This is a genomic window from Streptomyces sp. NPDC031479 (assembly GCF_055581065.1).
On record NZ_JBVIKC010000029.1, the window covers coordinates 65756 to 87518 of the forward strand.

The following is a 21763-nucleotide window of genomic DNA, read 5'->3' on the forward strand; positions in this document are numbered from 1 at the left end:
CGGTGAGATCGGGTGGGAAGAGCCCGACGAGGCCGTGCCCTGCATCGTGCCCGGCCTCACCCGTCGATTCGCTCGCCGGACGGAACGGCTGCGATCGACGCTCGTCTCGGTCGGTCTCGCGCTCGCGGGACGGGCCGGCGCCCGAATGCCGGACGCCTTCGAGTCAGCCGAAACACCCTGCTGAGGCTGATCACCTCGCTGCCCCATCCACCCACCGCCACGCCCCGCGTGATCGGCGCCGACGAATACGCTCAGCGCAAGGGCCGGATCTACGGAACCGTCCTTGTCGACGTCGAGACACGCCGGCCGGTGGACCTGCCGGACCGGGAGGCGGACACCCTCGCGGGCCTGGCTGTCCGAACGACCCGGGATCGAGATTATCTGCCGGGACCGGGCCTTTCTTCTACGCCGAGGGCGCCACCCGCGGCGTCCCTCAAGCCCTCCAGGTCGCCGACCGAGGGCACCTCTGGCAAACCTCGGCGAAGCCGCCGAGAAGTGCGTCTACCGGCACCGCGTCTGCCTCCGGCCCGCACCTGAGTCACCGCAGGAGCCAAATCAGGTGTCGGAGTCTCCCGCGTCCTCGCCGTGGCCAACGGGCCATCGGTTCGCCGACCGCACCCGCGCCAAGCACGCCACCGTCCACGCGCTGCTGGCCGCCGGTCACAGCAAGCGGTCCATCGCCCGGCAGCTCGGCATGGGCCTCAACACCGTTCTCCGATTCTCCCGCGCCACCGAGCCGGGGCGACTGTTCACCGGTCAGTGGCAAAGTCGTCCCACCAAGCTGGACGAGTACAAGCCCTACCTCGACCAGCGATGGCAGGAGGGCTGCACCAACGCCCGGAAGGAGGAGATCAAGGCACAGGGCTACCCGGGCGGCTACGGCAACGTCCGCGCCTACGTCATCCGGAACCTACGCGGCAAGCCCCAGCCGGTCGGCCCCCGGCCGCCATCCGCCCGCGCCGTCACCCGCTGGATCCTCACCCACCCCGACGCCCTGGCCGAGAGCGACCGGCTCCAGCTCAAGGCCGTGCTGGCCAACTGTCCTGAACTCGACGCACTTGCCGAGCACGTGCGCTCCTTCGCACACATGCTGACCCAGCTGCAAGGCCATCGACTGCCGGCATGGATCGGAGCGGCAACCGCCGCCGACCTGCCCAGCCTCCAGCGATTCGCCCGGCATCTGGAGCGCGACCTCGATGCCGTCACTGCCAGACTCTCGCAGCCGTGGAACTCCGGGGTCGTCGAAGGCCATGTCAACCGCATCAAGGTGCTGAAGCGCCAGATGTTCGGCCGCGCAGGCTTCGAACTCCTCCGCAAGCGGGTCCTGCTCTACTCCTGAACTTGCTGTTTAGCCTTCGGCGTCCGGCGAAGATGATTCATTTTCGGCGGCGAGGGTGACTTGGGCGGTCCATGACCAAGGCTCCTGGGGCGGATCCCAGCTCACTTCCACCTCGGTGTCGTGGAAGTCGTGCGCGAGTTCCGTCACCATCACCGCCGCCGCAGCCCGCGCGTCTGGCGGGTCGGTGTTGATCGGCACGTCCAGCCGTCCGCAAAGATTTCCGCTTTCGGTGAGGACGCTGGTGCGCCAGCCTTCCGGCGTCGCGAACAGGAAGATCCCCTTCGGAACGCCCCAGGCGGGCCGCCTCTTCTTCTCCTTCTTGCGTCTCACCATGCAGCCCATCCAACATCGTCGAGTTCATGGTGACGAGTCTGGGTGGAGGATCAACCGCCGCGGCACGGTTTGGTGCCGCCTTGCACAGCAAGCCGAGACCCTTCAGGACAGATCGTCGACGAGCCCGAAGCCCTCCGGGAACTCCTCCAGGAACTCACGGCGAGCGGGGTTGGTCTCGGCAGCTGCCATCGCCCCGAGCAGGGCGATCAGCTCCTGCTGCTGATCACTCGACAGCGTACTGACCACGTGGGCGACGCCCTCCATGACCTTGACCGCATCGTCCTGATCCATGTGCTCGTCTTCACTGCCCTCGATGAACCACAGGACATCGACCAAAGCCTCGGCCAAGGCACGAGTCAGGGACGAGTACGAAGACGTCACGACGGTCTCCCAGTAGATCAACAGCAGAGTCCGGCCATCCCACCACACACCACTGACATCACGATCCGTGAACCTCCACGGAAAGCGGACCAGAACCCCAAGAAGTCGTCATAGCCACTGCGCCCGCGCCCGCGTACAGGACCGCGTGGTGGGCCACTCCCCCCCCTGCCACGCGGCTGTGCCCCGCAGGCCGGCCGGACAGGGAGCCGAACTCGCCCACCACAGCGGGTGCGCCCTCCACCCCTGGCTGGTCCGTTACGCCCGGGCGAGTGACCAGCGGCGGACCGGCGGGCGCGTACCGCACCCACGCCAGAACGGCGCTTGGTCAGCTGCGGGGGCTGAAGCCTCCCAACCGTGCCAGGAACGAGCGCGTCCGCCCGACGTCCGGCCCGGGGGCTGCCGCCACCGCCCTCGGCACCGAAGCAGCGATGGCCGGATACCGGGTCAAGTACGTCCTCGCGACCAAGCTGGTCAACGAGCTGGTCGAGGCCGCAGACGAAAAGCAGCTGACCAAAACCATCGCCCGCTACTGCCGCGTTGACCTTTTGTGCATCGACGAGCTCGGCTACATGGAGCTCGACCGCCGCGGCGCCGAACTCTTCTTCCAGGTTCTGACCGAGCGGGAGGAAAAGAACAGCGTGGCCATCGCCTCAAACGAGTCGTTCTCCGGCTGGACCAAGACCTTCACCGACCCACGTCTCTGTGCTGCCATCGTCGACCGCCTCACCTTCGGCGGCAACATCATCGAGACCGGCACCGACTCCTACCGGCTCGCCACCACCCGCGCCCGCGCCGAACAGCAGCAGGCGGCCGGCTGAGCAGCGAGGGCCCTCAGCCCCTCAGTTCTCCAGGAAGCGCTGACGCCACCACCCACACGCGCCCCACGGGCTTGCCAGCACGAGGTGAGGGCTGAGGGGGACAGTCCGGCGGTCGAACTCGGCATCGAGCCTGCCGATGAGACGGATCCGGCGAACCGGAATACCTCTTCTGGGCCGCCAACGCTTCGCGCGCAGCCCCTTCGGACGCCTACGCGGCATCGGCCTTTCGGATCAGCATGCCGTCATCCTGCCACGGGCCGGACTGCCTTGGCACGTGATCAAGGAGAGCCCGAACCACTTCCGGTGCTCTTACTTCTCAACAACATTCCTGCGCCCTCTGGACGACGAGTGATGCTGGGACCCACCGACAAGTGCTCTCGCTTCCCGACCTACGCAGCCAGGTGACCTTTCAAGAGCTGGCTGAAGACGGCCAAGCCGGACTTCCCGTCGACCCTGAAGTGCGGCCGAGTCGCCTACGACCCAGAGGGGCCGCAGGGCAAGGCGGGTGAACATTGGGCGATTTTGTGTCCCGCCCAGGCGCGGTCGGGGGATATCCGTGAGGAGGATCGGCGGTCGGCAGGACTGCCTGCGCGAGCGACGGGGGTGAGACATGGCGGTCATCTGCGACTGGAACGTGGACAACCTCTACGGGACCGGTGGCCGCTGCAGGCCCGAGGACGAGGCTGCGTACGCGGCCAACCAGAACTCATCGGCCACAGCATCCAGGTCAGCCATGCCCTGCTGGCCCGCGTCAAGCACGCCTCCACCGGGGCCGTACACCCTGTGGCCTCCGTCAGCGGCAACCCCACTGCAGGCCGGGAGAAACCCGCCTCCGACCACGCCCCCGGCCTCGCCACCCTCCGCTACCCGTGAAACACGGTGCCGTATCTGGCGGACCTGCCAAGCGCCGAAGTCCTCCCGGCCGTCCCCCTTCCCGCCCCCGTCGGCACGACCACACCCCGGCCGTGCCGCTCCCACCGCATCCGAAGGATGACCCATGCCACTGAAAAAATACGGTGTCCTGGCCGCCCGCGCAGTCGACCGGCGCCGGGAGGGATCCAGCGACACCCCGCACTACCAGATCCACCTCACCGACAACGCCGGCACCCACTACCGGGCCGCCGTCAACGTCGAGTCCCAGCAAGCACCCTCGGAGCTGCTGTACCTGGCTGACGACGACTTCCGCCACCCGGTGACCGAGCTGCTCCCGCCAGCCGGCAGCGGATGGACGGCTCTGGCATCGCAACCGGGGAAGGCCAGCCTGGACTTCATCCGCGGCAACCTGTTCGATCCCGCCTCGATGCGACTGCTCCCGCCCGACCTCGAGGGCGCCGACAACGACCTGGCCGACCTGCTCGACCACTACGTGCAGCGGGCCATCGCCGACCCCACCGCCACCCTGTACATGTTCGGGCAACGGTTCGGCCCCGAGGCGAACATTCCCGACAAGGTGTTCGGGTTCCGGCCCGGCAACGGTGTCCACGACATCCACATGAACCAAGGCAACAGCGGAAAGTTCCGCTCCGACAACGGGATCTGGCAGGACGGCGCCCTGCTCGTACACCTACCCGCCGAAAACCGCTGGGTCGGGGTCTTCCTTGCCTTCCAGTCCCAGGCCTGGCACACCGACGACACCACCGGCCACCCCATCGACACGGCCCCGCCCCGCCCCCGCGACCGCGAGGAACCCCTGCGGATCATGGCGGCACTGGTCAACCCCACCAGCTCGGCACCCGCAGCCGAAACCGTCACCCTTCTCAACGCCTCCCCCACGCCGGTCAACCTCCAGGGCTGGCACCTCGCCGACCGCAGCCAACACACCCTCCCGCTCCCCGTCGGCCTGCTGCAGCCCGGCACCACCCTCACCATCACGGGCGGCAACGGATTCCACCTGGACAACCAAGGCGGCACGATCACCCTCCTCAACCCGGATGGCCTCAAAGTCCACGGCGTCGCCTACACCGCGCGACAAGCCGAACGTGAGGGACAGACCATCACCTTCTGAGAGGGAGGTTCGTGACTCTTTGAGTGATTCTGTCGTCGCCTAATGGTATGAGGCGGGGGCGGAATCCTCTGGTCCGCCGCCTGCGGCCTGTTGGGGTGGCGGGGTGAGTGAACGCAAGCCGTATCCGAGTGACTTATCGGACGAGCAGTGGTCGTTGATCGAGCCGGTGATCACGGCGTGGAAGGGCCGGCATCGCTCGGTCAGTGGCCATCAGGGCGCCTACGAGATGCGGGAGATCGTGAACGCGATCCTCCATCAGGGGCGGACCGGCTGCCAGTGGACCTATCTCCGCACGATCTGCCGCAGAAGAGTGCGACGTACTACTACTACTTCGCCGCCTGGCGGGACGACGGAACCGACCAGGCCATCCACGAGCTCCTGCGCTGCCAGGTCCGTGAGGGGGCCCGCCGATTAGAGGACCCGACCCTGGTGGTGCTGGACACGCAGAGTGTCCACGCGGCTGCCGGAGTTCCTGCCGCCACGACCGGCCGGGACGCCGGGAAACGGGTGCCGGGGCGCAAGCGGGGCCTGGCCGTGGACGTGCTCGGCATCCAGGAGGACGCCGCCCAGGCCATGGCCGACGGCCTCCGCACCCAGATCGACGAACTGCAAGTTCGGCTGCGGGAGGCCGAGACCCACCTCGAACACCTTGCGATCACCCGGAAGACCGTCACTGCCCTCGCCGACCGAATCCCTGCCCGGGCCGGCTCGCCGGACTTGCCCGAGCACCCGAGGTCGACGCCGGCAGCTTCACCAGGAAGCAGTAGCCGACCGAGCACCGCTACCAGCAGCCATGCCCCAGTCTCACCCGGAAATGGACATGCACGAACCGCCCTATGAAGTGGCTGTTACGCCTGAACGCGCCGGCGGCGGTAGTAGGAAATGGCGACTGCTGCCACCAACGGGCCCCAGGCCAACAGCGGTGCGTAGCAGACAGCCAGCAACCAGTCCTTAGCCGGCGAACCCATGGAGGGGCTGGAGCCGAAGATGGCAACGAGTCCGCCGCAGGTCGTGATTGCGATCAAGGCTGCCGCACCGAGCAGCGCCGGTACAACAGCTGCCAATGGGGCGACCCGCTGTCCGCCCAGCAACGGGATCCAGCGGGGCACGGTCTCACCCCACGGCTGGATGAGACCGAGTGTCAGCAGCGCGATGCCTTCAGAGACGAGGGTCAGCGAGGTGATGTACACCGGTTCCCACCAGAGAAGGGGGCCGTTGTTGTCCACCGGGAGCCCCGCGACCAGAGCGATCCGCCACAGCCCGGAAGGCAGTGTGATGATGGGCACGAGATGGGCCGAAATCCGCGCCCACCGGGGCACGTTTGGCAACGTTCCGGTGCGCACTCGTCTCCGCTCCCGGATTTCGGGGCCCTGCTTCGGCATGAGACGTCCTTCACCTTCCTGGGAATTGCGCTGTCATCCAGGGACAAAGACGCCGGCGAGTCTGCACTGCCCAGGCCCGGCAGCTCCGCGCGTCCATCGAGGACCTCACCGCCCGCCCCGGCGAACTCGACGCGGAGACCGAAAACCTGCGCATCACCCGCAAGACCCTCCTGAACATCCCAGCACCGGAGCCCGCCGCCGATCCGCCGCGGCCCCTCCGGCCTGATCCGCCACCGGACGGGCCGGGCAGGTGGTGGAGTGGGTCAGGCCGCTTCGAGCGCAACGATCGTGCGGGGGCGTGATTCCCGCTCGTCGTAGGTGACGTCCACTCCCGCTTCCTGAACGGCGGCGAGCGCCGCGATCCGTGCTTCCTCGGACTCCCACTGCACGATCGAGATCACTGCGTCGCCGGACACCCAGCACTCACCCGAGAGGCATCCCGGTGTGCGCAGCATGACCTTGCGGACTTGGTGGACGCGCGAGATGAACTCATCACGGTGGGCAGGATGCGGATAGTGGTACGCCACCATTCCTATCTTCATGATGCTCTCCTTCGCTCGGGATCGCCGCAGGCGTTATACGCTTGCGTATAAGTAAGGCTAGACCGGATGTACGGTTGCGTATATTCGGTGGATGAGTGAGGTGGGACACATCGTGGGCACTCCCCGGACACCGCGCGACAGATGGGTGGAGGAAGGCTTGCGGGCGCTGGCCGACGGCGGTCCGGACGCCGTCAGGGTCGAGGCGCTGGCGAAGCGGCTCGGCGTCACCAAGGGCGGGTTCTACGGGTACTTCGACGACCGCGACGCTCTGCTGGAAGCGATGCTCGACACCTGGGAGCGGGAAAGCACCGACGAGGTGATCGAGCGGGTCGAGCGAGAGGGCGGCGACCCCAAGACCAAGATCCGGCGCGCGGGCGTGCTGACCTTCTCCAGTGACCGGCTGCTTCCCATCGACCTCGCGGTCCGCGACTGGGCCCGGCGTGACCAGGCGGTCTCCGAGCGCCTGCGGCGGGTGGACAACCGGCGTATGGCCCTGCTGCGCGAGATGATCGGCACCTTCTGCGCTGATCCCGACGAGGTCGAGTCCCGCAGCCTGATCGCCTTCTGCATGGCGATCGGACAGCACTCCCTCGCCGCCGACCATGAAGGGCGCACCCGGGCCGAGGTTCTCGACCGTGCCGCCAGCCTGATCCTCAACCCCTGAATCCCGAGCAGTCCTCGATCTGTGCCGACCACGGGCTGGCGCGTATCCCTCCCCTGCCTACCCGTCGGGGGCGCCTCCGTCACAGGGACGCCCCACCGGCCAACCCGGGCCGGAAGCCGCGACTGGCGTTGTGCTCGGCGCATCACCGCGTCGGATGCAGCCTCGTCAGCAGCGGTACCCGTTGGGAACCTGGAGGAGAGCCACGAAGATCCATACCATGACCGCTGCGCCGGCCGCGCTGCCCAGGAGGGCGACCGTGAGGTTCCAGCGTCCTGCATACCCGATGAGCACCCCCCACCACACCCCCGCCGCGATCGCGAGCAGGGCTCCGTAGAAGATCAGTGCGAGCCCGTTGGCGGCGCCGTTCACCCCCACGTCGCACGCCCGCCAGGCGGCTGCCAGCAACAACGACCCGAGCACGCCGGTAGCCAGACCGGCCACGGGGGCGACCGCGCAGCCCCACTGTCCCCGCGTCACTTACGGTTCCTGACCTGTGGGACGTTCTCTCCGTTGCGCTGCGCCGGCTCCATCTGGTCCATCGTGTCGTTGATTCCTTGCCGGAGCTGTTCCTCGGTCAGGCTGTCGCCGTATTTTTCGTAGAGTTCGATGCCGACGCGCATCGTGATCTGATCGCCTTGGTCGTCATCCCCGGTGAGCGGCGTTTCTCCAAGGGAGGCGCCCTTGATCAAGGTGTCTGCGTCGAAGCCGGCCGCCCGGCCGCCGCGTTGATGTCGGAACCGTCGTTGCGCCCGAATTCGTACCACTCCGGTTCGTCAAGCAGGGACCGTATTCGCCCGACCGTGTCCGACTTCGCGTTCCGCTTCATTTCCCACATCCTGCGGTGCCGGTCCAGAAGGGCGGGCAGGTCCCGGCGGCGGGCGAGAGCCGCCGCTTGGTCCGGGTGGGCGCCGGGGAACTCCGGGGCGCCGCCGAGGTAGACGGGGAGACCGGCTCTCACGAGGTGGCCGACCGCCGCCGCGGTCACCCGCGGACGGCACCGCAACGGCTCCCCCAAAGCCTCTGTCAGCCGCTCCGCCGCCACCCCGGCACCGATCGGACCCCGCGGCGCCGCCCGCAAAATGGGTGCTCAGTCACGGGAGCGGAGTCCGCACCGCCCTGCACTCCGCTGGTGGGAGTGCCGGGCATGGGTTGAGCAAGGGTCACCTGGGCTGGCCCCAGTTGGGGTAGGTCACCGTGCCGTCGTCGTTGCGGAGGTGGAAGCGGGCCTCGGAGGGGCGCCAGATTCCGATGTTGGCGGCCGGACCACCGTCCCAGTTCCCCGCAACAGGCGCGTCGCCGGCCTGCCGGGCAGGTCCCCGGTGACGATCACGCGGTCTTCGTCGTGACTGATTTACGCCGTCGGCCTCGTACCGGCCCGGAGAATCTCAGGAGCAACAGGCGGTGAGGGAACGTGCGGTCGGTGGTGGTGGGATGCGCCGCCGCCGTACGGCGGTTCACCGGCCCCCCAGTACGGCGAGAGGCTCCACGATGACAACGAACCGCGTCCGGCGCTACGCAGCCCGCGCGCTGACCATGACGATCGCGGCCTGCGCCGTCGCGGCGGCGGCCACCCTTCCGGCGTCGGCCGCCGACCAGCCCACACGGCAGCTGCTCATGGCGGACTGCGCCTCGGGCGAGGGCAAGTGCACGTTCAACTCGCCCCGGCTCGAGGAGGCGTACCTGGGCGAGTTCCGGCAGGTGTCGAACTCCCTCTTCAACTGCAGCACGTCGGACGCCACTCAGGCGATGACGTGGGACGACACGGTGGGATCCACCGACTCCCTGGGCGTCTCCGTCACCGCCGGAGGCAAGATCGCGGGCATCGTGGACCTGAGCATAACCGCGAGTTACAGTCACAGTTGGTCGAGCTCCCACTCGGAGAGCAGCTCGCTCAACATGACGGTCAAGCCCGGCGAAGTGGGCTGGATCTCGCGCGCCCAGGTGATGCAGAAGGTCTCCGGCACCTGGCAGACCCACTACGACAGCCCCAAGTGGGGTCACTACTACTGGTACTTCCAGGACACCATCACCGGCCCGGTCCAGAACGGCACCGACGGCAAGAGCAACGCGGTCGTGGTGAAGAGCCGGCAGATGACCGCCGCGGAGAAGCGTTCCTGCTCCGAGGGGTCCCGCACGGGCGGCACGTTCGTCCAGGAACGCTGAGCCACCGCCCGCGCATGACCCGGCCCCCCGTCCCGCCCCGGACGGGGGGCCGCCGCGCCCGCGTGCCGAAGTTCACGATCTTCACCCTTTCGGATGATCACGCCGATAAACTGCCCGGCGGTGCGCCGCAGTCCGCGCGACGTGCCGTGCACGACGACACGCACGCACACGCGTCCGCCGCACAGCCGGGCGCCGAGAGCCGGAAGGGCGATGGCGCGGAGGCCGATGACACACCCGCACGACGACGGTCCGGCGCAGACCGGTGCCAGTACCTGGAACTCCTTCCTGTCGGCCCCGGAGCTCGCCGCCGTCACCTCCGCCGGGTTCGACCCGCTCGGGCACGTCCTCGGCACCACCGTCTTCGCCATCGGCTACACGGGCGCCTGGGGCTGCCCCGGTGCGTGGCCGGCCCCGTCCGCCGACGGTCACCCGAAGCCCTCCCGCTGGGCCTCCACCTACGAACCCCTGGCCAAGGCGCTGTACACCGCCCGCAAACGGGCGCTGATCCGCGCGGTGGACGAATGCCGCGCGCTCGGCGGGGACGGGATCGTCGGGGTGAGCCTGGACTTCGACCACATGCAGTTCGGGGACCTCGAGTGCACCGTACGGGGCACCGCCGTCCGCGCCCGCTCACGGATCCGGCCCCGCCTGCCGTTCACCTCCCACCTCGGCGGCCAGGACTTCGCCCGGCTGATCCACTCCGGCTGGGTGCCCACCGGACTCGCCTTCGGCCTTGCCGTCTACGCCCGCCACGACGACTGGCGCACCACCCGCAGGACCCGCTGGACCGCCCCGAACGAGGAGGTCGACGGCTACACCCTGCTGGTCAACCGCGCCCGCCACGAGGCCCGCACCCGGCTGGCCCGCGACGCGGCCGCCGCGGGCGGCGAGGGGGTCGTCGTCGGCCGGACGGAGCTGACCCTGGGGAAGGACGAGTGCGCTAGCACCTACGGCTACGCGCACGACCTCAGCGCGCAGGCGGCGTTCGTCGGCACCGCCATCGCCCGGTTCGGCCGCTCCGCGCAGCCCGCCGGACCCGGGCCGTTGACCTTCATGAGACTGGAGCGGGAGTACTGACATGACCGAGCGAACAGGTCCGGCCCTGGCCGCCGCCGAGGCCGCCGCACAGGACGCGATGCGACGGCTCGCGCAGCCCCCGTCCGACGGCGAGCGGGGCGCCTTCTTCACCTCGGACCTCACCGTGAACGAGTTCCTGCTCGTGCGCGAGGCCGGCTTCCGGCCGCTGGGCCTGGTCCTCGGCTCCTCCGTCTACCACGTGGGGATCCAACTGGGCCGCTGGACGAAGAACCAGGAACTGACCAAACTCTCGCAGGCGATGTACCACGCGCGCGAACTCGCGATGAGCCGGATGGAGGCGGAGGCGAGCGCACTGGGCGCGGACGGGATCGTCGGCGTGCGGCTCGACATCGAGTTCAAGGAATTCGGTTCGGACGTCGCCGAGTTCATCGCGGTCGGCACGGCCGTCAAGGCGGACGGCGCGGACCCGGGACCCGCCGGGACCTGGCTGAACAACAAGGGCCGGCCGTTCACCTCCAACCTCTCCGGCCAGGACTTCTGGACGCTGGTCCGCGCCGGGTACGCCCCCGTGGACCTCGTGATGGGGTCGTGCGTCTACCACGTGGCGCACCAGCGGTTCACGCAGGCGCTGGGCTCCGTCGGCCGCAACGTCGAGATCGAACCGTTCACCCAGGCGCTGTACGACGCCCGTGGACTGGCCATGGGCCGCATGAAGGCGGAGGGCGAGGCCCTGGACGCCGAGGGCATCGTGGCGGTCGACCTGCGCCAGCACGGGCACAACTGGGGCGGGCACACCACCGAGTTCTTCGCGGTCGGGACGGCGGTGCGCCCGCTGCGCGACGACCACGTGATCGAAAAGCCGACCCTGGTGCTGGGCCTCGATGGCTGACGCGGAAGTCGAACTGCTCGCCGCGGCGCTGCGCCGCGACAGTGCCGACCTGGACCTCTACGGGGCCGTGCTGACGGCGAAGCTGTCGGACGCGCTGCCGCCGGGCGCCGTACGGGTCGTGCGCCGGCGCTCTGTCGGGCAGCGGCTGGCCGGGCGCCCGGGGACGGTCGCCGAAGTGGGCATCCTGCTGGGGGACCTGCGGTTCTCGCTGGCCACGCACGAGGGCCGCACGACGGCGGAGATCCGCCACGAGGTGCGGGACGTCGTCCTGTCCCGGCGCCCGGTGGGCCTGGACGCCTGGCTCGCCGCCCTGGCGGACGCCCTGTCCGAAGCAGCCGCCTCGAACGCCCGCGCCCGCACCGCGGTGGAACGCTTCCTGACCTGAAGCGGAACGGCCTCCCGGGGGCCCCGGGACGCGGGCGGCCCCGTACGAGCAGTGTCGCCGCCCAGCCCCCGGTCAGCGGGCCGTTCTGTGCTGGTCGGTGCGGCGGGCGAACGCATGGTCGGCACGACGGCGGTGGTAGACGGCCTCCGGCCGGATGCCCGCCTCTGGCGCCGCCTGGCACAGCTCCTCCACAGTTGGCAATCTCATCGCGCCCCCGCAGCGCAGCCGCAACCGCAGCCGCCGCGGCATGCTTGCAAAGCGCGGCCATCGCCGATGGTCTCGGCAGCGGGAGCGGTTGCGGAGCAGGAGCCGGGCCGGGTCACTGACCCGAGCGCCCGGCCCCCAGCCCGTTGTCGCCCGGTCCATGAGGCCGGTGTGAACTCCACGTCCATACCGCCGCAGCCTGCCGCGATGTCCAGCAGCCGGTCCGGCTGCGCCTCATCGACGGCCAACCCCAGCGCAGCTTCATCGCCGTCCACTCCGCCCCGTACCGGCACAGCGCGTCCGGCGCCGCCGGCAGCCACTGCGCCGGATCCTGGTCCGCCTTGCTCCTGTTCGAACGAGCCGGTATCGCGACCAGTGAAGACGGCTGCCCGAGGTCGTTGGCGTACGCCTTCCGCCGCGCCGCCGTCCACGACGGCGCCCCAGCTGGCGGGGAATGAGCATCCAGATTCGGTTGACGTGTCCTTCGACCACGCCCGAGCTCCATGGCAGGGTGAGGCCGACGATCACGGCGTCGCGGTCGCGGCGATGCCTGCGGCGAGTGTGTGGAGGCCGGGGAGGTCGTCTCGCCGGACGGCATCGGGCCACTGCGGCAACCGTTCGCCCTGGCGCTCCGTGAGTATCTGCCCGAAGGACCGGACGTGACCGTTGAGAGCGTCCAGCTCAGGGCAGTGGACCAGAACGGCCTTGAGCCGAAGGTGCTCCGTCTCGGTGAGGTTCTCCGGCCGGCGCAGGAGGGCTGGGCTTCCATTTCCAGTGCGAGCTGCGAAGGCACACGGCCGATGAGTCGGATCCTCTCACAGGTCACCTGAGGGCCGAAGCGTCCATCGACTGGGCCTGTTGCGAAAGTGGATCAAGAGGTGGGGTCGGCCTCGGAGGATGTCTGGTCTGGCCAGCCTCGTGACAGTGCGAGGCGGCCGGATCGGAGGGCCTCGCGTTGTTCGGCGACCCATTGCGTGACCTGGTCTGCGGAGTCCGTGATGGGCTGGTCCGTGGTGTCGATCAGGTGGGTGGACCATCGCCGGTCGTCGGCCGTCCACTCGGTCCAGTGTTGCCAGGCCATCTCCGGCCAGCTGTCGTTGATGATGACGTCGGGTCGGTATCGGGGGTCCCGCGCGTGCTTGCGGTGCCAGTCGGCCCATCCGAGAAAGGCGTCGACCGCCGGCGGGTCCCACCGGCCGGGGTCGCGGTGGGTGAGTCTCCGGCGCCGGATCTCGTCGGACACATCGACCAGGCATACCGCGATGCCGTCCAGCAGTGGTGCCGAAGGCACCGCCAGGACTTCCCCGAGCGGGGACTGGCCGGTCAGCAGGAGATCAAGCCCGCGGTCCTGGTACTCCAGCGCGCGACGCACCCACATCTCGGTCATGCGGTTGCGCCATTGACGGTCGGCGCCTTCCGGCACGCCGAGTTCGTCGAAGTCGTGCACGACGACCTTCTCAAGTCGTTCGCCCACGGCGTTGGCGAGCGTGGTCTTGCCCGAGCAGCTGGAGCCGGTCAGTTTGAGCAGCATCGTGCCAGGGTGGCAGGTGAGGCGGATCCTCCCCACGTGTTTTTTGGGGTTTCCTGCCGCAGACCGGACTGGTCAGAGCCATTCGTCGATGGCTGCGACCAGCACGGTCGCTTCGAAGCGGACGGCGGGTCTGCCGTACCTCGTAGCGACGGCCCGGTGCCGCTTGAGCCGGTTGATTCCGCACTCGACCGCGTGTCGCTGTTTGTAGTCGTCCTTGTCGAACTTCGGAGGACGGCCGCCGCGCGATCCGCTCCCGAGCCGGTTGCGCACCCGGTCCACGGGGACCGGGATCGTTGCATTGATCCCGCGTCTGCGCGGGTAGGAGCGGTTGCTGTAGGAGTCGTACGCCTTGTCGGCCCGTACCCGGTCCGGCCGCGTGCGCGGCTCGCCGAGACCCAGCCGGGGCACCCGAATCGCTTCCAGCACTGGCTTGAACTGCGGTGAGTCGCCCCGCTGCCCGGCCGTGATCACCACTGACACCGGCTTCTGTCCCTGCTCGACGGCAAGATGGATCTTGGTGGTCAGCCCGCCGCAGGAGCGCCCGAGGCCGTGGTCGGCCGGCTCGACGGACACTCCGCCGGGCGGCTCCTTCTGGAGATCCCCCTATTCGCCGCCCCGGCGGCGTGCTGGTGGGCCCGGCAGACGGTGGAGTCGACGTTCACACGGCCCGTATCGCTCCGGCACATCACGCCATGGGGCGCCGGTCCGCGTCCGCCGCCGTATGCCGTCTATCAGCTGCCGCCGCCTCCACACCTGCGGACGACCCGGCTTGACGCCCTGCGGCAGCAACGGCTCAAGCCGGGCCCACTGGCCATTCGTCAGATCACCACGTCCCACAGCAAGTGATCGTCTACGAACAAGATCTACTTTCGCAACAGGCCCTAACCCCCAGCCCCGGAGCCGACCCGCTGCGGAGCAGCCGCGCCGCGCTTCCTACGATGCACGGCATGAAGACACTCCTCACCGCCGCCGAGGTGTCGGACGCCGGCCGGGTGGCGCGGCCCCTGGTCCTGGGCGCCGTCGTGCTGGCGGCATTGTGGTGGGGAACCCGGGGCTGGAGGCAGGGCTCGGCACACCGGCGGTGGACCGTGATCGCCGGCATGATGGCCGCGACCGTCGCGAGCGGTACGTGGGCGGTCGCGGAAGCCCGCCAAACCGGACCGGCCAAGCCCGAGCAGGCCGTCTCGCAGTATCCCCGGGTCCGGCCCGGACCGGCGCCCGAGTGGGCAGGCCGCCTCCGGCTGCTCACCGGTCCCGAAGCCAACCAGGCCGACGCCCAGTGGCCGCCGTTGATGCCGGGCGACCGCTGGTTCTACACCGCGACCCGTGAATCGGCACCGACCGCGGTCCTGTACGTACGCGCCGCGACCGCCGATCCCGTGTGGACGATCCAGCGGCTGATCCACACCGCCCAAACGCCGGGCGGAGAGAAAGGCCCCGAGCCGTTCGGCGAGAACGGGCCGGACGGCCGGATCTGGTGCGCCCGGGGCGAGGTCCCCCACGAAGGAGGCGACCCCGTACCCTCCGCCTACTGCTATTGGGGCGGCCAACTCTCCGAAGGCGCGGTCATCCTCCCCCACGAGACAGACCTCAACACGGCCGCCGCGACGACCCGCACCTTCCGCGCAGCCCTCGCTACCGGCAGCAAACCTCCCGCGCCTCAGGCATAGACCACACCGTGCACAGCACACCTCGCCAACCCGTCATGACGACTGCTCAGATTCACTGACCGCGACAGCCGGTGGCGGCGTTCCTCGTACGCGGGTCTCCCCTTGGCCGGCCGGAGCGGCAATGCCCCTCCCGGTCCGGCAGCGGATCGACGACCATCACGGGTGTCGTGTCTGCCGGGTGTTGTGGTGCTGCGCCCGCTCCGACCTTGGCTTATTCGTGGCCTGGGCTATTGCGGAGGGTGATCGCTTCGGGAATGATTCCCCGCCGTGACCATCTTCCTCGCCGTTGCACTCGGCGTGTTTCTCATCGTGCTTCTACGCTCCGTCACCCGTGGCGGTGTCGCCCGATGGATCGAAAAGCGCTTCGTGGCGTCCACTTACGGCCTGCCGCCTCGTGAGGCGCTCGACAGCCGGCGCGCCGGTCCCCCACCTCCGGCGCACCGAGTGCAGGAGAGGCAGGACATCGCCGACGCCGCGTGGCAAGGGGACTGGCGGACTGCCGACCGGTACGTCCGGGACGCGGGAGAAGACTGGGACGCGCGCTGGGACCGGCTGGAGCTCCTGCAGCACGTCGCCCGGAAGGACAGTTCCTGGCTCGATGCCTGGCGCGCCGCCGAGCCGGGCAACTGCGACGCGGCGACCCTTCATGCAAGCCTCATGGTTCACCGGGCCTGGGAGATCCGAGGCACCGCCTTCGCCCACGCGGTCCTGGACCAGGACATGGAGCGCTTCCGCGCCATGCTCCCGGCCGCGATCGAGGAGGCTCGCAAGGCCGCGCTGCTCGACCCCGCGAACCCGGGCCCCTGGGTCGTCATGGTCACCGCCGCCCGCGGAGCCCGGTACGGCCACAAGGAGTTCAAGTCCCTCTGGGAGGGCCTCGTCGCCCGCGCGCCCCACCACTACGAGGGGCATTGGCAGGCCCTCCAGTACTGGTGCGCCAAGTGGTTCGGCAGCAACCGGCGGATGATGCGATTCGCCCGCCAGGCGATCCGCAAGGCCCCGGCCGGCAGCCCTCTCGCCGGGATCTACCTGCACGCGCTGAGCGAACGCGACGGCCGCCCCTTCCCTCCCGGGCTGCCCGTCACTCCCATGGCGAGGAACCTGCTGAAGCGGACCGCCGCTTCGTTCGACCAGGTCGCGCCCGACGACGAGCGCCTGCCGGCCCTGCGCCACCTGCTGGCGCACTACATGCTCCGGTCGATGATGTACTCCCCCGCCCTGGAGCAGTTCCGCCGGATCGGCCCCTGGTGCGGTGCCGAACCCTGGCGCAGTGCGGGGAACCCGGTCACGGCGTTCGAAGCGGCTCGCGGCAAGGCCGTGAGGCTGTCCCGCGCACGTCCCACCCCGACGGCGCAGATCTACGGGATAGCCCGCTAGTGTGATGCGCCGGGAATCTCAGGGTTAAGTCTGTAGCCTGTTGCCATGTCGCCGGGTCCTCGTGCCATTGAAGTCCGCCTGTCCGATGAGGAACGTGCGGAGTTGTCGCGTTGGGCGAGTGGGGCGGTGGCGCCGCGGTTCGCGGAGCGGGCGCGCATCGTGCTGGCGTGTGCGGGCGGAGCGCCGAACGCGCGGGTGGCGGTGGAGGCCGGCGTGACCGCCGCGACGGTGAGGAAATGGCGTGGGAAATTCGCCGCTGAGGGGATGGCCGGGCTCGAGGATGCCGCGCGCATCGGTCGGCCGAAGGCCGATCTGGTTCTGAGTGAGGCCGAACGGGACCAGCTGATCCGGTGGGCCAGGCGCGCGAAGACCGCCCAGTACCTGGCGCTTCGCGCGAGGATCGTACTTCGTTGCGCGGAAGGCGGGACGAACAAGCAGGCCGCGGCCGAACTTGGTGTCGACACCTCGACCGTGGATCGCTGGCGCGGTCGTTTCATCGCTGACCGTTTGGACGGTCTGGCCGATGAGCCCAGGCCGGGCCGGCCATCCTCGATTCTCCTCGGCCAGGTCGAGGACGTGATCGTGGCGACGCTGGAGTCCACTCCGGGCCGGGACACCCACTGGTCACGGGCCTCGATGGCTGCTCGCACGGGGCTGTCGAAATCGACGGTCGGCCGGATCTGGAAGCGGTTCGATCTCAAGCCGCACCTGCAGGATTCCTTCAAGCTGTCCACCGATCCGCAGTTTGTCGACAAGGTCGTCGACGTCGTCGGGCTCTACCACAATCCGCCGGAACGGGCGGTGGTGTTATGCGTGGATGAGAAGAGCCAGATCCAGGCTCTGGACCGCTCGCGGCCAAACACCCCCGCTTCCACGCCCACTTCACCCCCGCAGGCTCGTCCTGGATCAACCAGGTCGAGCGGTGGTTCGGTCTCCTGACCGACAAGCTCATCCGCCGCGGCGTCCACACCTCGGTGAAAGCACGGGAAGATGACATCCGGGCCTGGATCGAGACCTGGAACGAGGACCCGAAACCCTTCACCTGGACGAAGAGCGCCGACGAGATCCTCAAGTCCCTCGCCGACTACCTCACCAAAATCACCCCATCAGCCACCAACAACCAGCCGCAGACTTAACCCTGAGATTTCCGGCGCATCACACTAGTGCTGTGACCGGGAAGGTCTGCCGGGTTGCTCGTTGTGCCGGTCGGATGTGACGACTTCGACTGCCGGGGCCCTGGCATCGGCGGGGGACGCTGGTTCCGGGGCTTCGTCCGCGGACCGCACCGCCGCTGAGGCCGAGTGAGCGCATGGCTCGGTCGAGCCGGGGCCCGGGGCGCCGGACCCCGGCGGGCGGTGGGGTCCCGACGAGGGGTCAGCGTCTGCGGCGGCGGGCGAAGCGGGTGCGGTGTCCCGACCGGGCGGCGGCGGCCAGGGCGAGGGTCACGGTGATGTGCGCCCCTCCGAGCGGCCCGCGCGTGACGCGTACCGTACCGCCCGTCGCGGCCGCGGCCCGGCGCGCGATGTCGAGGCCCAGTCCTGTGGAGCCGGTGCTGCTTCCGCGGGACAGCGCCCGGTCCGGTTCCGGGATACCCGGTCCGCCGTCCTCGACGACCAGCTCCACGGCCTGGGCCGTGCGTACGACGGCGACGGCGAACGCGGTCCCCTCCGGGGTGTGGCGGAAGACGTTGCCGATGAGGGCGTCCACCACGGCGGCGACGTCGTCGTCCGAGAGGCCGACGGCCGTGGGCTCCTGGGTGATGTCCAGGGAGCACGAACGGTTCTGCTGCTCCGCGAGGACCGCCCAGAAGGCGGTCCGGCGCCGGACGACCTCGGCCGCCTCGCTGCGCGGGCCCGCGCCCGCCGCGGCACCGGTCCCGCGTCCCGGGGGGCGTTCCGTACCGAGCAGGCCCTGGGCCATGGGGCCGACGGCGAGCGGAGTGCGTGCCGCGGCGATGATCGCCTGCAGTTCGCTCTCCAGCTCGCAGACGGCCGCCTCGACCCTGGCCGACTCCGGCGTGCCCGCCATCCGTTCCGACGCCAGGTGGAGTGCGGTCAGCGGGGTGCGCAGCCGGTGCGAGAGGTCGGCGACGAGTTCGCGTTCGACGGCGAGCAGTTCGTTCATGCGCTGGGCCATCGCGTTGAACGCGACGCCCGCGTCACGCAGTTCCCGGGGGCCCATGGGTTCGACACGGGTGTCCAGGTCCCCCAGCCCGAGCGCGCGCGAGGCCTGCGCGAGCCGCTTCGAGGAGCGGACGACCTTGGCCCCGAGCCGATCGGCGACCAGTACCGAGCCCGTGATCAGCCCCACGGCGAGGAAACACATCACGGCCCACGACTGCGCCACCCCCCGGGTGAGTTCCGCCTCGGGCACGAAGTTCTCGATGACGGCGACCTTGTCGCCCGGCAGCACCACCGGCTGCAGGCAGACCCACCCGCCGGGAACCTCCTGCGAGATCGACTCCCGCCCGCGCTGAGCCCGTTCGAGCAGTTCCCCGGGAGCCTTGGACCCTCCCGGAGAGCCCGCCCCCGGCAGGTGGACGACCAGGTGGTCCGCCGCGTCCAGGCCCGCCGCGGCCTCCCGCAGGGCGTCCGGATCCGTGGTCAGGGCGAGGACCGGCGCCAGGGCGGCGCCGCGTTGCTGTGCCGCCGTCACACCCTGTTCCTTGACCAGCGACATCACCAGGGCGGCCAGCGGTATGAGGAAGGACAGGGCGACCATGGAGGTCACGGCGAGGGCCACACCGGCCAGGGAGCGCCTCAACGCGGTGCCACCAGCTTGATGCCGACCCCGCGCACGGTCAGCAGGTAGCGCGGGGCGGCCGCCCGTTCGCCGAGCTTGCGGCGCAGGGAGGACAGGTGCACGTCGACGGTCTGATCGTCCACGTACGGCTCGCGCCACACCTCGGTCAGCAGACGGCGTTTCGAGACGACCTGGCCGGTGTGGTGCGCGAGGAACGCCAGCAGGTCGAACTCACGGCGGGTCAGGCGCAGCTCCTGTCCGGCCAGGTGCACGGTACGCGCTCCCGGGTCCACCGCCAGCTCGCCCACGACGGTGGGCCGCAGGGGCTCCCCGGCCTGCGCGGGCACCGCGCCGCGGGTGACACCGACGGCGGCGGGGGGCGCGCCGCCGGTGCGGCGCAGGACGGCGGAGAGGCGGGCGAGGAGCTGGCCCCCGGAGAAGGGTTTGACGAGGTAGTCGTCGGCGCCCGCGTTCAGGATGTTGATGATCTCGGACTCGTCGTCGCGGGCGGTGGCCACGAGCACCGGCACGGAGGAGATGCCGCGGATCATGCGCAGGGCGTCGCCTCCGTCCAGGTCGGGCAGTCCGAGGTCGAGGACCACCGCGTCCACGGGCGCCTGCGTGACCTCGCGCAGCGCACCGAAGCCGTCGGCGGCGCTGCGCACGGCATACCCCTGCTCGGCCAGGACTTCTATCAGTGACTGGCGGATGCTGGGGTCGTCTTCCACGACCAGGACGCTCGGCATGCGGACACCTTAGAGGCTCGTTCCGGTGGTGGACGCGGTCAGGGCGTGACGAAGGCCGGACCCGCGTCGGTGACGCGGACCCGCACGGGGCGGTCCGACACCGGGATGGTGCAGCCGTCCCGCGTGCTGCAACTCGCGTAGCCGATCAGCACCGTCGCGCCGCCTCCGCTGCCGGACGCGCGGACGGGGAGGGTGGTGGTGACCGGGCCGTCGGGGTACACGGGAAGCGGGGAGTAGACCCCCGGGACCCGGATCGGCCGCACGGGTTGCGCCGCCGTGAGCGGGCCCTCCGCCGCGAGGGCGCCGGTGACGGCCATCGCGGTCGGCCGGCCGACGCCCTCGACGCCGGTGGGTGGGAGAGCGGTGCTGTAGAGGTGGAATCCGGCGGCCTCGGGGGCGAAGACCGCGGTGAGGGTGCCGGTCCCCTTCGAGGGCTGCCAGGCGGAGACGGAGAGCGTGACGGTGACTCCGTTCTCGGAGAAGCGTGCCGTGGGCGGGGGTCCGTCGGCCGCGGCTCCGGAAGCGGACGTGACGGCGGCGGTGCGGGCGGCCGCAGCGGTGGAGGGGGTGGAGGCTGAGGCGGCTCCGGAGCCGGAGCCGGAGCCGGAGCCGGAGCCGTCCGTCACCGTGCCGATCAGCAGCAGGGCCGCCGCCACCGACAGGCCGGCGCCGACCGGGAGGGCGGCGGCCGTGCGCACCGGCCTTCTCACGGGGCCCACTTGCGCAGGAAGGAGTCGATGCCGTCCGCCGTCAGGGCCGGGTTGCCCGTGACATGGGTGTCGACCCGTACGGTGCCGGATGGCGAGACGACCACCAGCACGGGCATCGTGTAGGTCCCGCCCGAGGGGCTGTACTTGCGCAGCAGCGCGGAGTTGGCGGAGCTGTTGGCGCCGATGTCGACCTTGACGAGGTGGTAGTCGTCCGCGAGGAGCCCGGAGGTCGCCGGCTGGGCGAACACCTTGTCGGCGGCCTTGCAGTTCCCGCACCAGTTGGCCCCGAAGTCGAGCAGGACCATCCGGCCGTCGGACTTCGCCGAGCGCAGGGCCGCGTCGATCAGTGCCTGTGCGTCGGCCGAACCGTCGTAGCCGGGGCCGGGGACCCTGGCCGGGGCCGGCGCGGGGGTGGCGGAAGCAGGCTTGGCGCTGCCGGAACCAGAACTGGAACCGGACCCCGACCCGGAGCCGGTGGTACTGCTGCCGCCGTTGCCGGCGGTGCCGGATGACGAGCCGGCGGTGGCGGGCGCTGATGCCGGGACGGACGCGGAGGCGGATGCGGATGCGGACGGCGGAACCGAGGTGGTGGCCGACACCCCGGGGGACGCGCCCGGTGTCGTCCGGCCCGTGGAGAGCGCCGGCGCCGGCTCCCCGGCGCCGGCCGGCCGGGCGGACCCGACGGGGGTGGCGGAGGGCCCGCACGCGGTGGCCAGCCCGGCCACGACCACGGCGGCGACCACCGGGAGGCGCCGGGCGAGGTACGGACGGGAGGGCGCCGTGCGGCGTCCGGAACGGACGGATCGGAGCATGCGAGAGCTCATGGCGAAGACCCCCAAGGCAG

General features: G+C 70.1%; 20 protein-coding genes and 5 pseudogenes. 13 read left to right on the plus strand and 12 right to left on the minus strand.

Annotation, left to right across the window (positions count from 1 at the left end; all coding sequences use genetic code 11):
- Positions 1 to 559 precede the first annotated feature (559 nt).
- A complete protein-coding gene (locus tag ACZ5D2_RS27390) occupies positions 560 to 1339 on the plus strand; it encodes an ISL3 family transposase (protein ID WP_468932852.1) in 780 nt (259 codons plus the stop codon).
- A gap of 9 nt (positions 1340 to 1348) precedes the next feature.
- On the opposite strand, the gene ACZ5D2_RS27395 is transcribed toward ACZ5D2_RS27390, so the two are convergent.
- The gene (locus ACZ5D2_RS27395; RefSeq protein ID WP_331737872.1) at positions 1349 to 1672 is read right to left on the minus strand and encodes a hypothetical protein; all 324 of its coding nucleotides are present in this window, start codon (positions 1670 to 1672) and stop codon (positions 1349 to 1351) included.
- A gap of 102 nt (positions 1673 to 1774) precedes the next feature.
- Positions 1775 to 1963: a hypothetical protein gene (locus tag ACZ5D2_RS27400; protein ID WP_371681453.1), complete on the minus strand. Its 189-nt coding sequence runs from the start codon at positions 1961 to 1963 to the stop codon at positions 1775 to 1777.
- Between the two features lie 497 nt (positions 1964 to 2460).
- On the opposite strand from ACZ5D2_RS27400, the pseudogene ACZ5D2_RS27405 reads away from it, so the two are divergent.
- The 3 genes and pseudogenes from ACZ5D2_RS27405 to ACZ5D2_RS27415 all read left to right on the plus strand — a co-directional run.
- Positions 2461 to 2871 (plus strand): annotated as a pseudogene (locus tag ACZ5D2_RS27405) (ATP-binding protein); the annotation flags it as partial.
- Between the two features lie 997 nt (positions 2872 to 3868).
- Positions 3869 to 4876 (plus strand): DUF2278 family protein, encoded by a 1008-nt coding sequence (locus ACZ5D2_RS27410; RefSeq protein ID WP_468932857.1) that lies wholly within the window; start codon positions 3869 to 3871, stop codon positions 4874 to 4876.
- Positions 4877 to 4979: 103 nt separating this feature from the next.
- Positions 4980 to 5428, plus strand: a pseudogene (locus ACZ5D2_RS27415) (transposase); the annotation flags it as partial.
- A gap of 296 nt (positions 5429 to 5724) precedes the next feature.
- Here ACZ5D2_RS27415 and ACZ5D2_RS27420 read toward each other — a convergent pair.
- On the minus strand, positions 5725 to 6258 hold the full coding sequence (locus ACZ5D2_RS27420) for a hypothetical protein (protein WP_468932860.1): 534 nt from the start codon (positions 6256 to 6258) through the stop codon (positions 5725 to 5727).
- A 263-nt stretch (positions 6259 to 6521) separates the two neighbouring features.
- On the minus strand, positions 6522 to 6800 hold the full coding sequence (locus ACZ5D2_RS27425; RefSeq protein ID WP_331737891.1) for an antibiotic biosynthesis monooxygenase family protein: 279 nt from the start codon (positions 6798 to 6800) through the stop codon (positions 6522 to 6524).
- Between the two features lie 91 nt (positions 6801 to 6891).
- Here ACZ5D2_RS27425 and ACZ5D2_RS27430 point away from each other — a divergent pair, with 91 nt between their 5' ends.
- The gene (locus ACZ5D2_RS27430) at positions 6892 to 7464 is read left to right on the plus strand and encodes a TetR/AcrR family transcriptional regulator (RefSeq protein WP_468932863.1); all 573 of its coding nucleotides are present in this window, start codon (positions 6892 to 6894) and stop codon (positions 7462 to 7464) included.
- 165 nt (positions 7465 to 7629) lie between these two features.
- Here the strand turns inward: ACZ5D2_RS27430 and ACZ5D2_RS27435 are convergent, their stop codons facing one another.
- Positions 7630 to 7941 (minus strand): hypothetical protein, encoded by a 312-nt coding sequence (locus tag ACZ5D2_RS27435; protein ID WP_331737893.1) that lies wholly within the window; start codon positions 7939 to 7941, stop codon positions 7630 to 7632.
- Positions 7938 to 8153, minus strand: a complete 216-nt coding sequence (locus ACZ5D2_RS27440) for a hypothetical protein (RefSeq protein WP_331737895.1) — start codon at positions 8151 to 8153, stop codon at positions 7938 to 7940. The genes ACZ5D2_RS27435 and ACZ5D2_RS27440 overlap by 4 nt, the downstream gene beginning before the upstream one ends.
- 799 nt (positions 8154 to 8952) lie before the next feature.
- On the opposite strand from ACZ5D2_RS27440, the gene ACZ5D2_RS27445 reads away from it, so the two are divergent.
- From ACZ5D2_RS27445 to ACZ5D2_RS27460, 4 genes are all read left to right on the plus strand, one after another.
- A complete protein-coding gene (locus tag ACZ5D2_RS27445; RefSeq protein WP_331737899.1) occupies positions 8953 to 9627 on the plus strand; it encodes a hypothetical protein in 675 nt (224 codons plus the stop codon).
- A 225-nt stretch (positions 9628 to 9852) separates the two neighbouring features.
- Positions 9853 to 10704 carry a heavy metal-binding domain-containing protein gene (locus ACZ5D2_RS27450; protein WP_331737901.1) on the plus strand — a complete coding sequence of 284 codons (852 nt, stop codon included), beginning with the start codon at positions 9853 to 9855 and terminating at the stop codon, positions 10702 to 10704.
- A 1-nt stretch (position 10705) separates the two neighbouring features.
- On the plus strand, positions 10706 to 11554 hold the full coding sequence (locus tag ACZ5D2_RS27455) for a heavy metal-binding domain-containing protein (protein ID WP_468932868.1): 849 nt from the start codon (positions 10706 to 10708) through the stop codon (positions 11552 to 11554).
- A complete protein-coding gene (locus tag ACZ5D2_RS27460; RefSeq protein ID WP_468932870.1) occupies positions 11547 to 11939 on the plus strand; it encodes a hypothetical protein in 393 nt (130 codons plus the stop codon). Before ACZ5D2_RS27455 ends, ACZ5D2_RS27460 begins: the two co-directional genes overlap by 8 nt.
- A 1075-nt stretch (positions 11940 to 13014) precedes the next feature.
- Here ACZ5D2_RS27460 and ACZ5D2_RS27465 read toward each other — a convergent pair.
- Positions 13015 to 13674 carry a DEAD/DEAH box helicase family protein gene (locus tag ACZ5D2_RS27465; RefSeq protein WP_371681457.1) on the minus strand — a complete coding sequence of 220 codons (660 nt, stop codon included), beginning with the start codon at positions 13672 to 13674 and terminating at the stop codon, positions 13015 to 13017.
- A gap of 72 nt (positions 13675 to 13746) precedes the next feature.
- Positions 13747 to 14511: pseudogene (locus ACZ5D2_RS27470) on the minus strand (IS5 family transposase).
- A 110-nt stretch (positions 14512 to 14621) separates the two neighbouring features.
- On the opposite strand from ACZ5D2_RS27470, the gene ACZ5D2_RS27475 reads away from it, so the two are divergent.
- The 4 genes and pseudogenes from ACZ5D2_RS27475 (at position 14622) to ACZ5D2_RS27490 (ending at position 17857) form a co-directional block, all read left to right on the plus strand.
- Complete coding sequence (locus ACZ5D2_RS27475; protein WP_331737914.1) at positions 14622 to 15344, plus strand: hypothetical protein; 723 nt, start codon at positions 14622 to 14624, stop codon at positions 15342 to 15344.
- Between the two features lie 444 nt (positions 15345 to 15788).
- Entirely contained in the window at positions 15789 to 16721 is a 933-nt protein-coding gene (locus tag ACZ5D2_RS27480; protein WP_371681458.1) for a hypothetical protein, read from the plus strand.
- Positions 16722 to 16766: 45 nt separating this feature from the next.
- Positions 16767 to 16970, plus strand: a pseudogene (locus ACZ5D2_RS27485) (IS630 family transposase); the annotation flags it as partial.
- Positions 16971 to 16985: 15 nt separating this feature from the next.
- Positions 16986 to 17857 (plus strand): annotated as a pseudogene (locus ACZ5D2_RS27490) (IS630 family transposase).
- 238 nt (positions 17858 to 18095) lie between these two features.
- Here ACZ5D2_RS27490 and ACZ5D2_RS27495 read toward each other — a convergent pair.
- From ACZ5D2_RS27495 to ACZ5D2_RS27510, 4 genes are read right to left on the minus strand one after another with little or no spacing between them, the layout of a single operon-like run.
- Positions 18096 to 19484 (minus strand): ATP-binding protein, encoded by a 1389-nt coding sequence (locus tag ACZ5D2_RS27495; protein WP_468932875.1) that lies wholly within the window; start codon positions 19482 to 19484, stop codon positions 18096 to 18098.
- A complete protein-coding gene (locus ACZ5D2_RS27500; RefSeq protein WP_468932878.1) occupies positions 19481 to 20209 on the minus strand; it encodes a response regulator transcription factor in 729 nt (242 codons plus the stop codon). Before ACZ5D2_RS27500 ends, ACZ5D2_RS27495 begins: the two co-directional genes overlap by 4 nt.
- 38 nt (positions 20210 to 20247) lie before the next feature.
- On the minus strand, positions 20248 to 20907 hold the full coding sequence (locus ACZ5D2_RS27505) for a hypothetical protein (protein WP_468932881.1): 660 nt from the start codon (positions 20905 to 20907) through the stop codon (positions 20248 to 20250).
- An 8-nt stretch (positions 20908 to 20915) separates the two neighbouring features.
- Positions 20916 to 21731 carry a thioredoxin family protein gene (locus tag ACZ5D2_RS27510; RefSeq protein ID WP_468932884.1) on the minus strand — a complete coding sequence of 272 codons (816 nt, stop codon included), beginning with the start codon at positions 21729 to 21731 and terminating at the stop codon, positions 20916 to 20918.
- Between the last annotated feature and the right edge of the window lie 32 nt (positions 21732 to 21763).

Coding starts and splice junctions, on each gene's coding strand:
- ACZ5D2_RS27510 (WP_468932884.1), bottom strand. CDS start 21,731: ATGCTCCGATCCGTCCGTTCCGGACGCCGCACGGCGCCCTCCCGTCCG.
- ACZ5D2_RS27430 (WP_468932863.1), top strand. CDS start 6,892: ATGAGTGAGGTGGGACACATCGTGGGCACTCCCCGGACACCGCGCGAC.
- ACZ5D2_RS27420 (WP_468932860.1), bottom strand. CDS start 6,258: ATGCCGAAGCAGGGCCCCGAAATCCGGGAGCGGAGACGAGTGCGCACC.
- ACZ5D2_RS27460 (WP_468932870.1), top strand. CDS start 11,547: ATGGCTGACGCGGAAGTCGAACTGCTCGCCGCGGCGCTGCGCCGCGAC.
- ACZ5D2_RS27475 (WP_331737914.1), top strand. CDS start 14,622: ATGAAGACACTCCTCACCGCCGCCGAGGTGTCGGACGCCGGCCGGGTG.
- ACZ5D2_RS27400 (WP_371681453.1), bottom strand. CDS start 1,963: ATGGATCAGGACGATGCGGTCAAGGTCATGGAGGGCGTCGCCCACGTG.
- ACZ5D2_RS27455 (WP_468932868.1), top strand. CDS start 10,706: ATGACCGAGCGAACAGGTCCGGCCCTGGCCGCCGCCGAGGCCGCCGCA.
- ACZ5D2_RS27425 (WP_331737891.1), bottom strand. CDS start 6,800: ATGAAGATAGGAATGGTGGCGTACCACTATCCGCATCCTGCCCACCGT.
- ACZ5D2_RS27410 (WP_468932857.1), top strand. CDS start 3,869: ATGCCACTGAAAAAATACGGTGTCCTGGCCGCCCGCGCAGTCGACCGG.
- ACZ5D2_RS27465 (WP_371681457.1), bottom strand. CDS start 13,674: ATGCTGCTCAAACTGACCGGCTCCAGCTGCTCGGGCAAGACCACGCTC.
- ACZ5D2_RS27500 (WP_468932878.1), bottom strand. CDS start 20,209: ATGCCGAGCGTCCTGGTCGTGGAAGACGACCCCAGCATCCGCCAGTCA.
- ACZ5D2_RS27395 (WP_331737872.1), bottom strand. CDS start 1,672: ATGGTGAGACGCAAGAAGGAGAAGAAGAGGCGGCCCGCCTGGGGCGTT.
- ACZ5D2_RS27445 (WP_331737899.1), top strand. CDS start 8,953: ATGACAACGAACCGCGTCCGGCGCTACGCAGCCCGCGCGCTGACCATG.
- ACZ5D2_RS27450 (WP_331737901.1), top strand. CDS start 9,853: ATGACACACCCGCACGACGACGGTCCGGCGCAGACCGGTGCCAGTACC.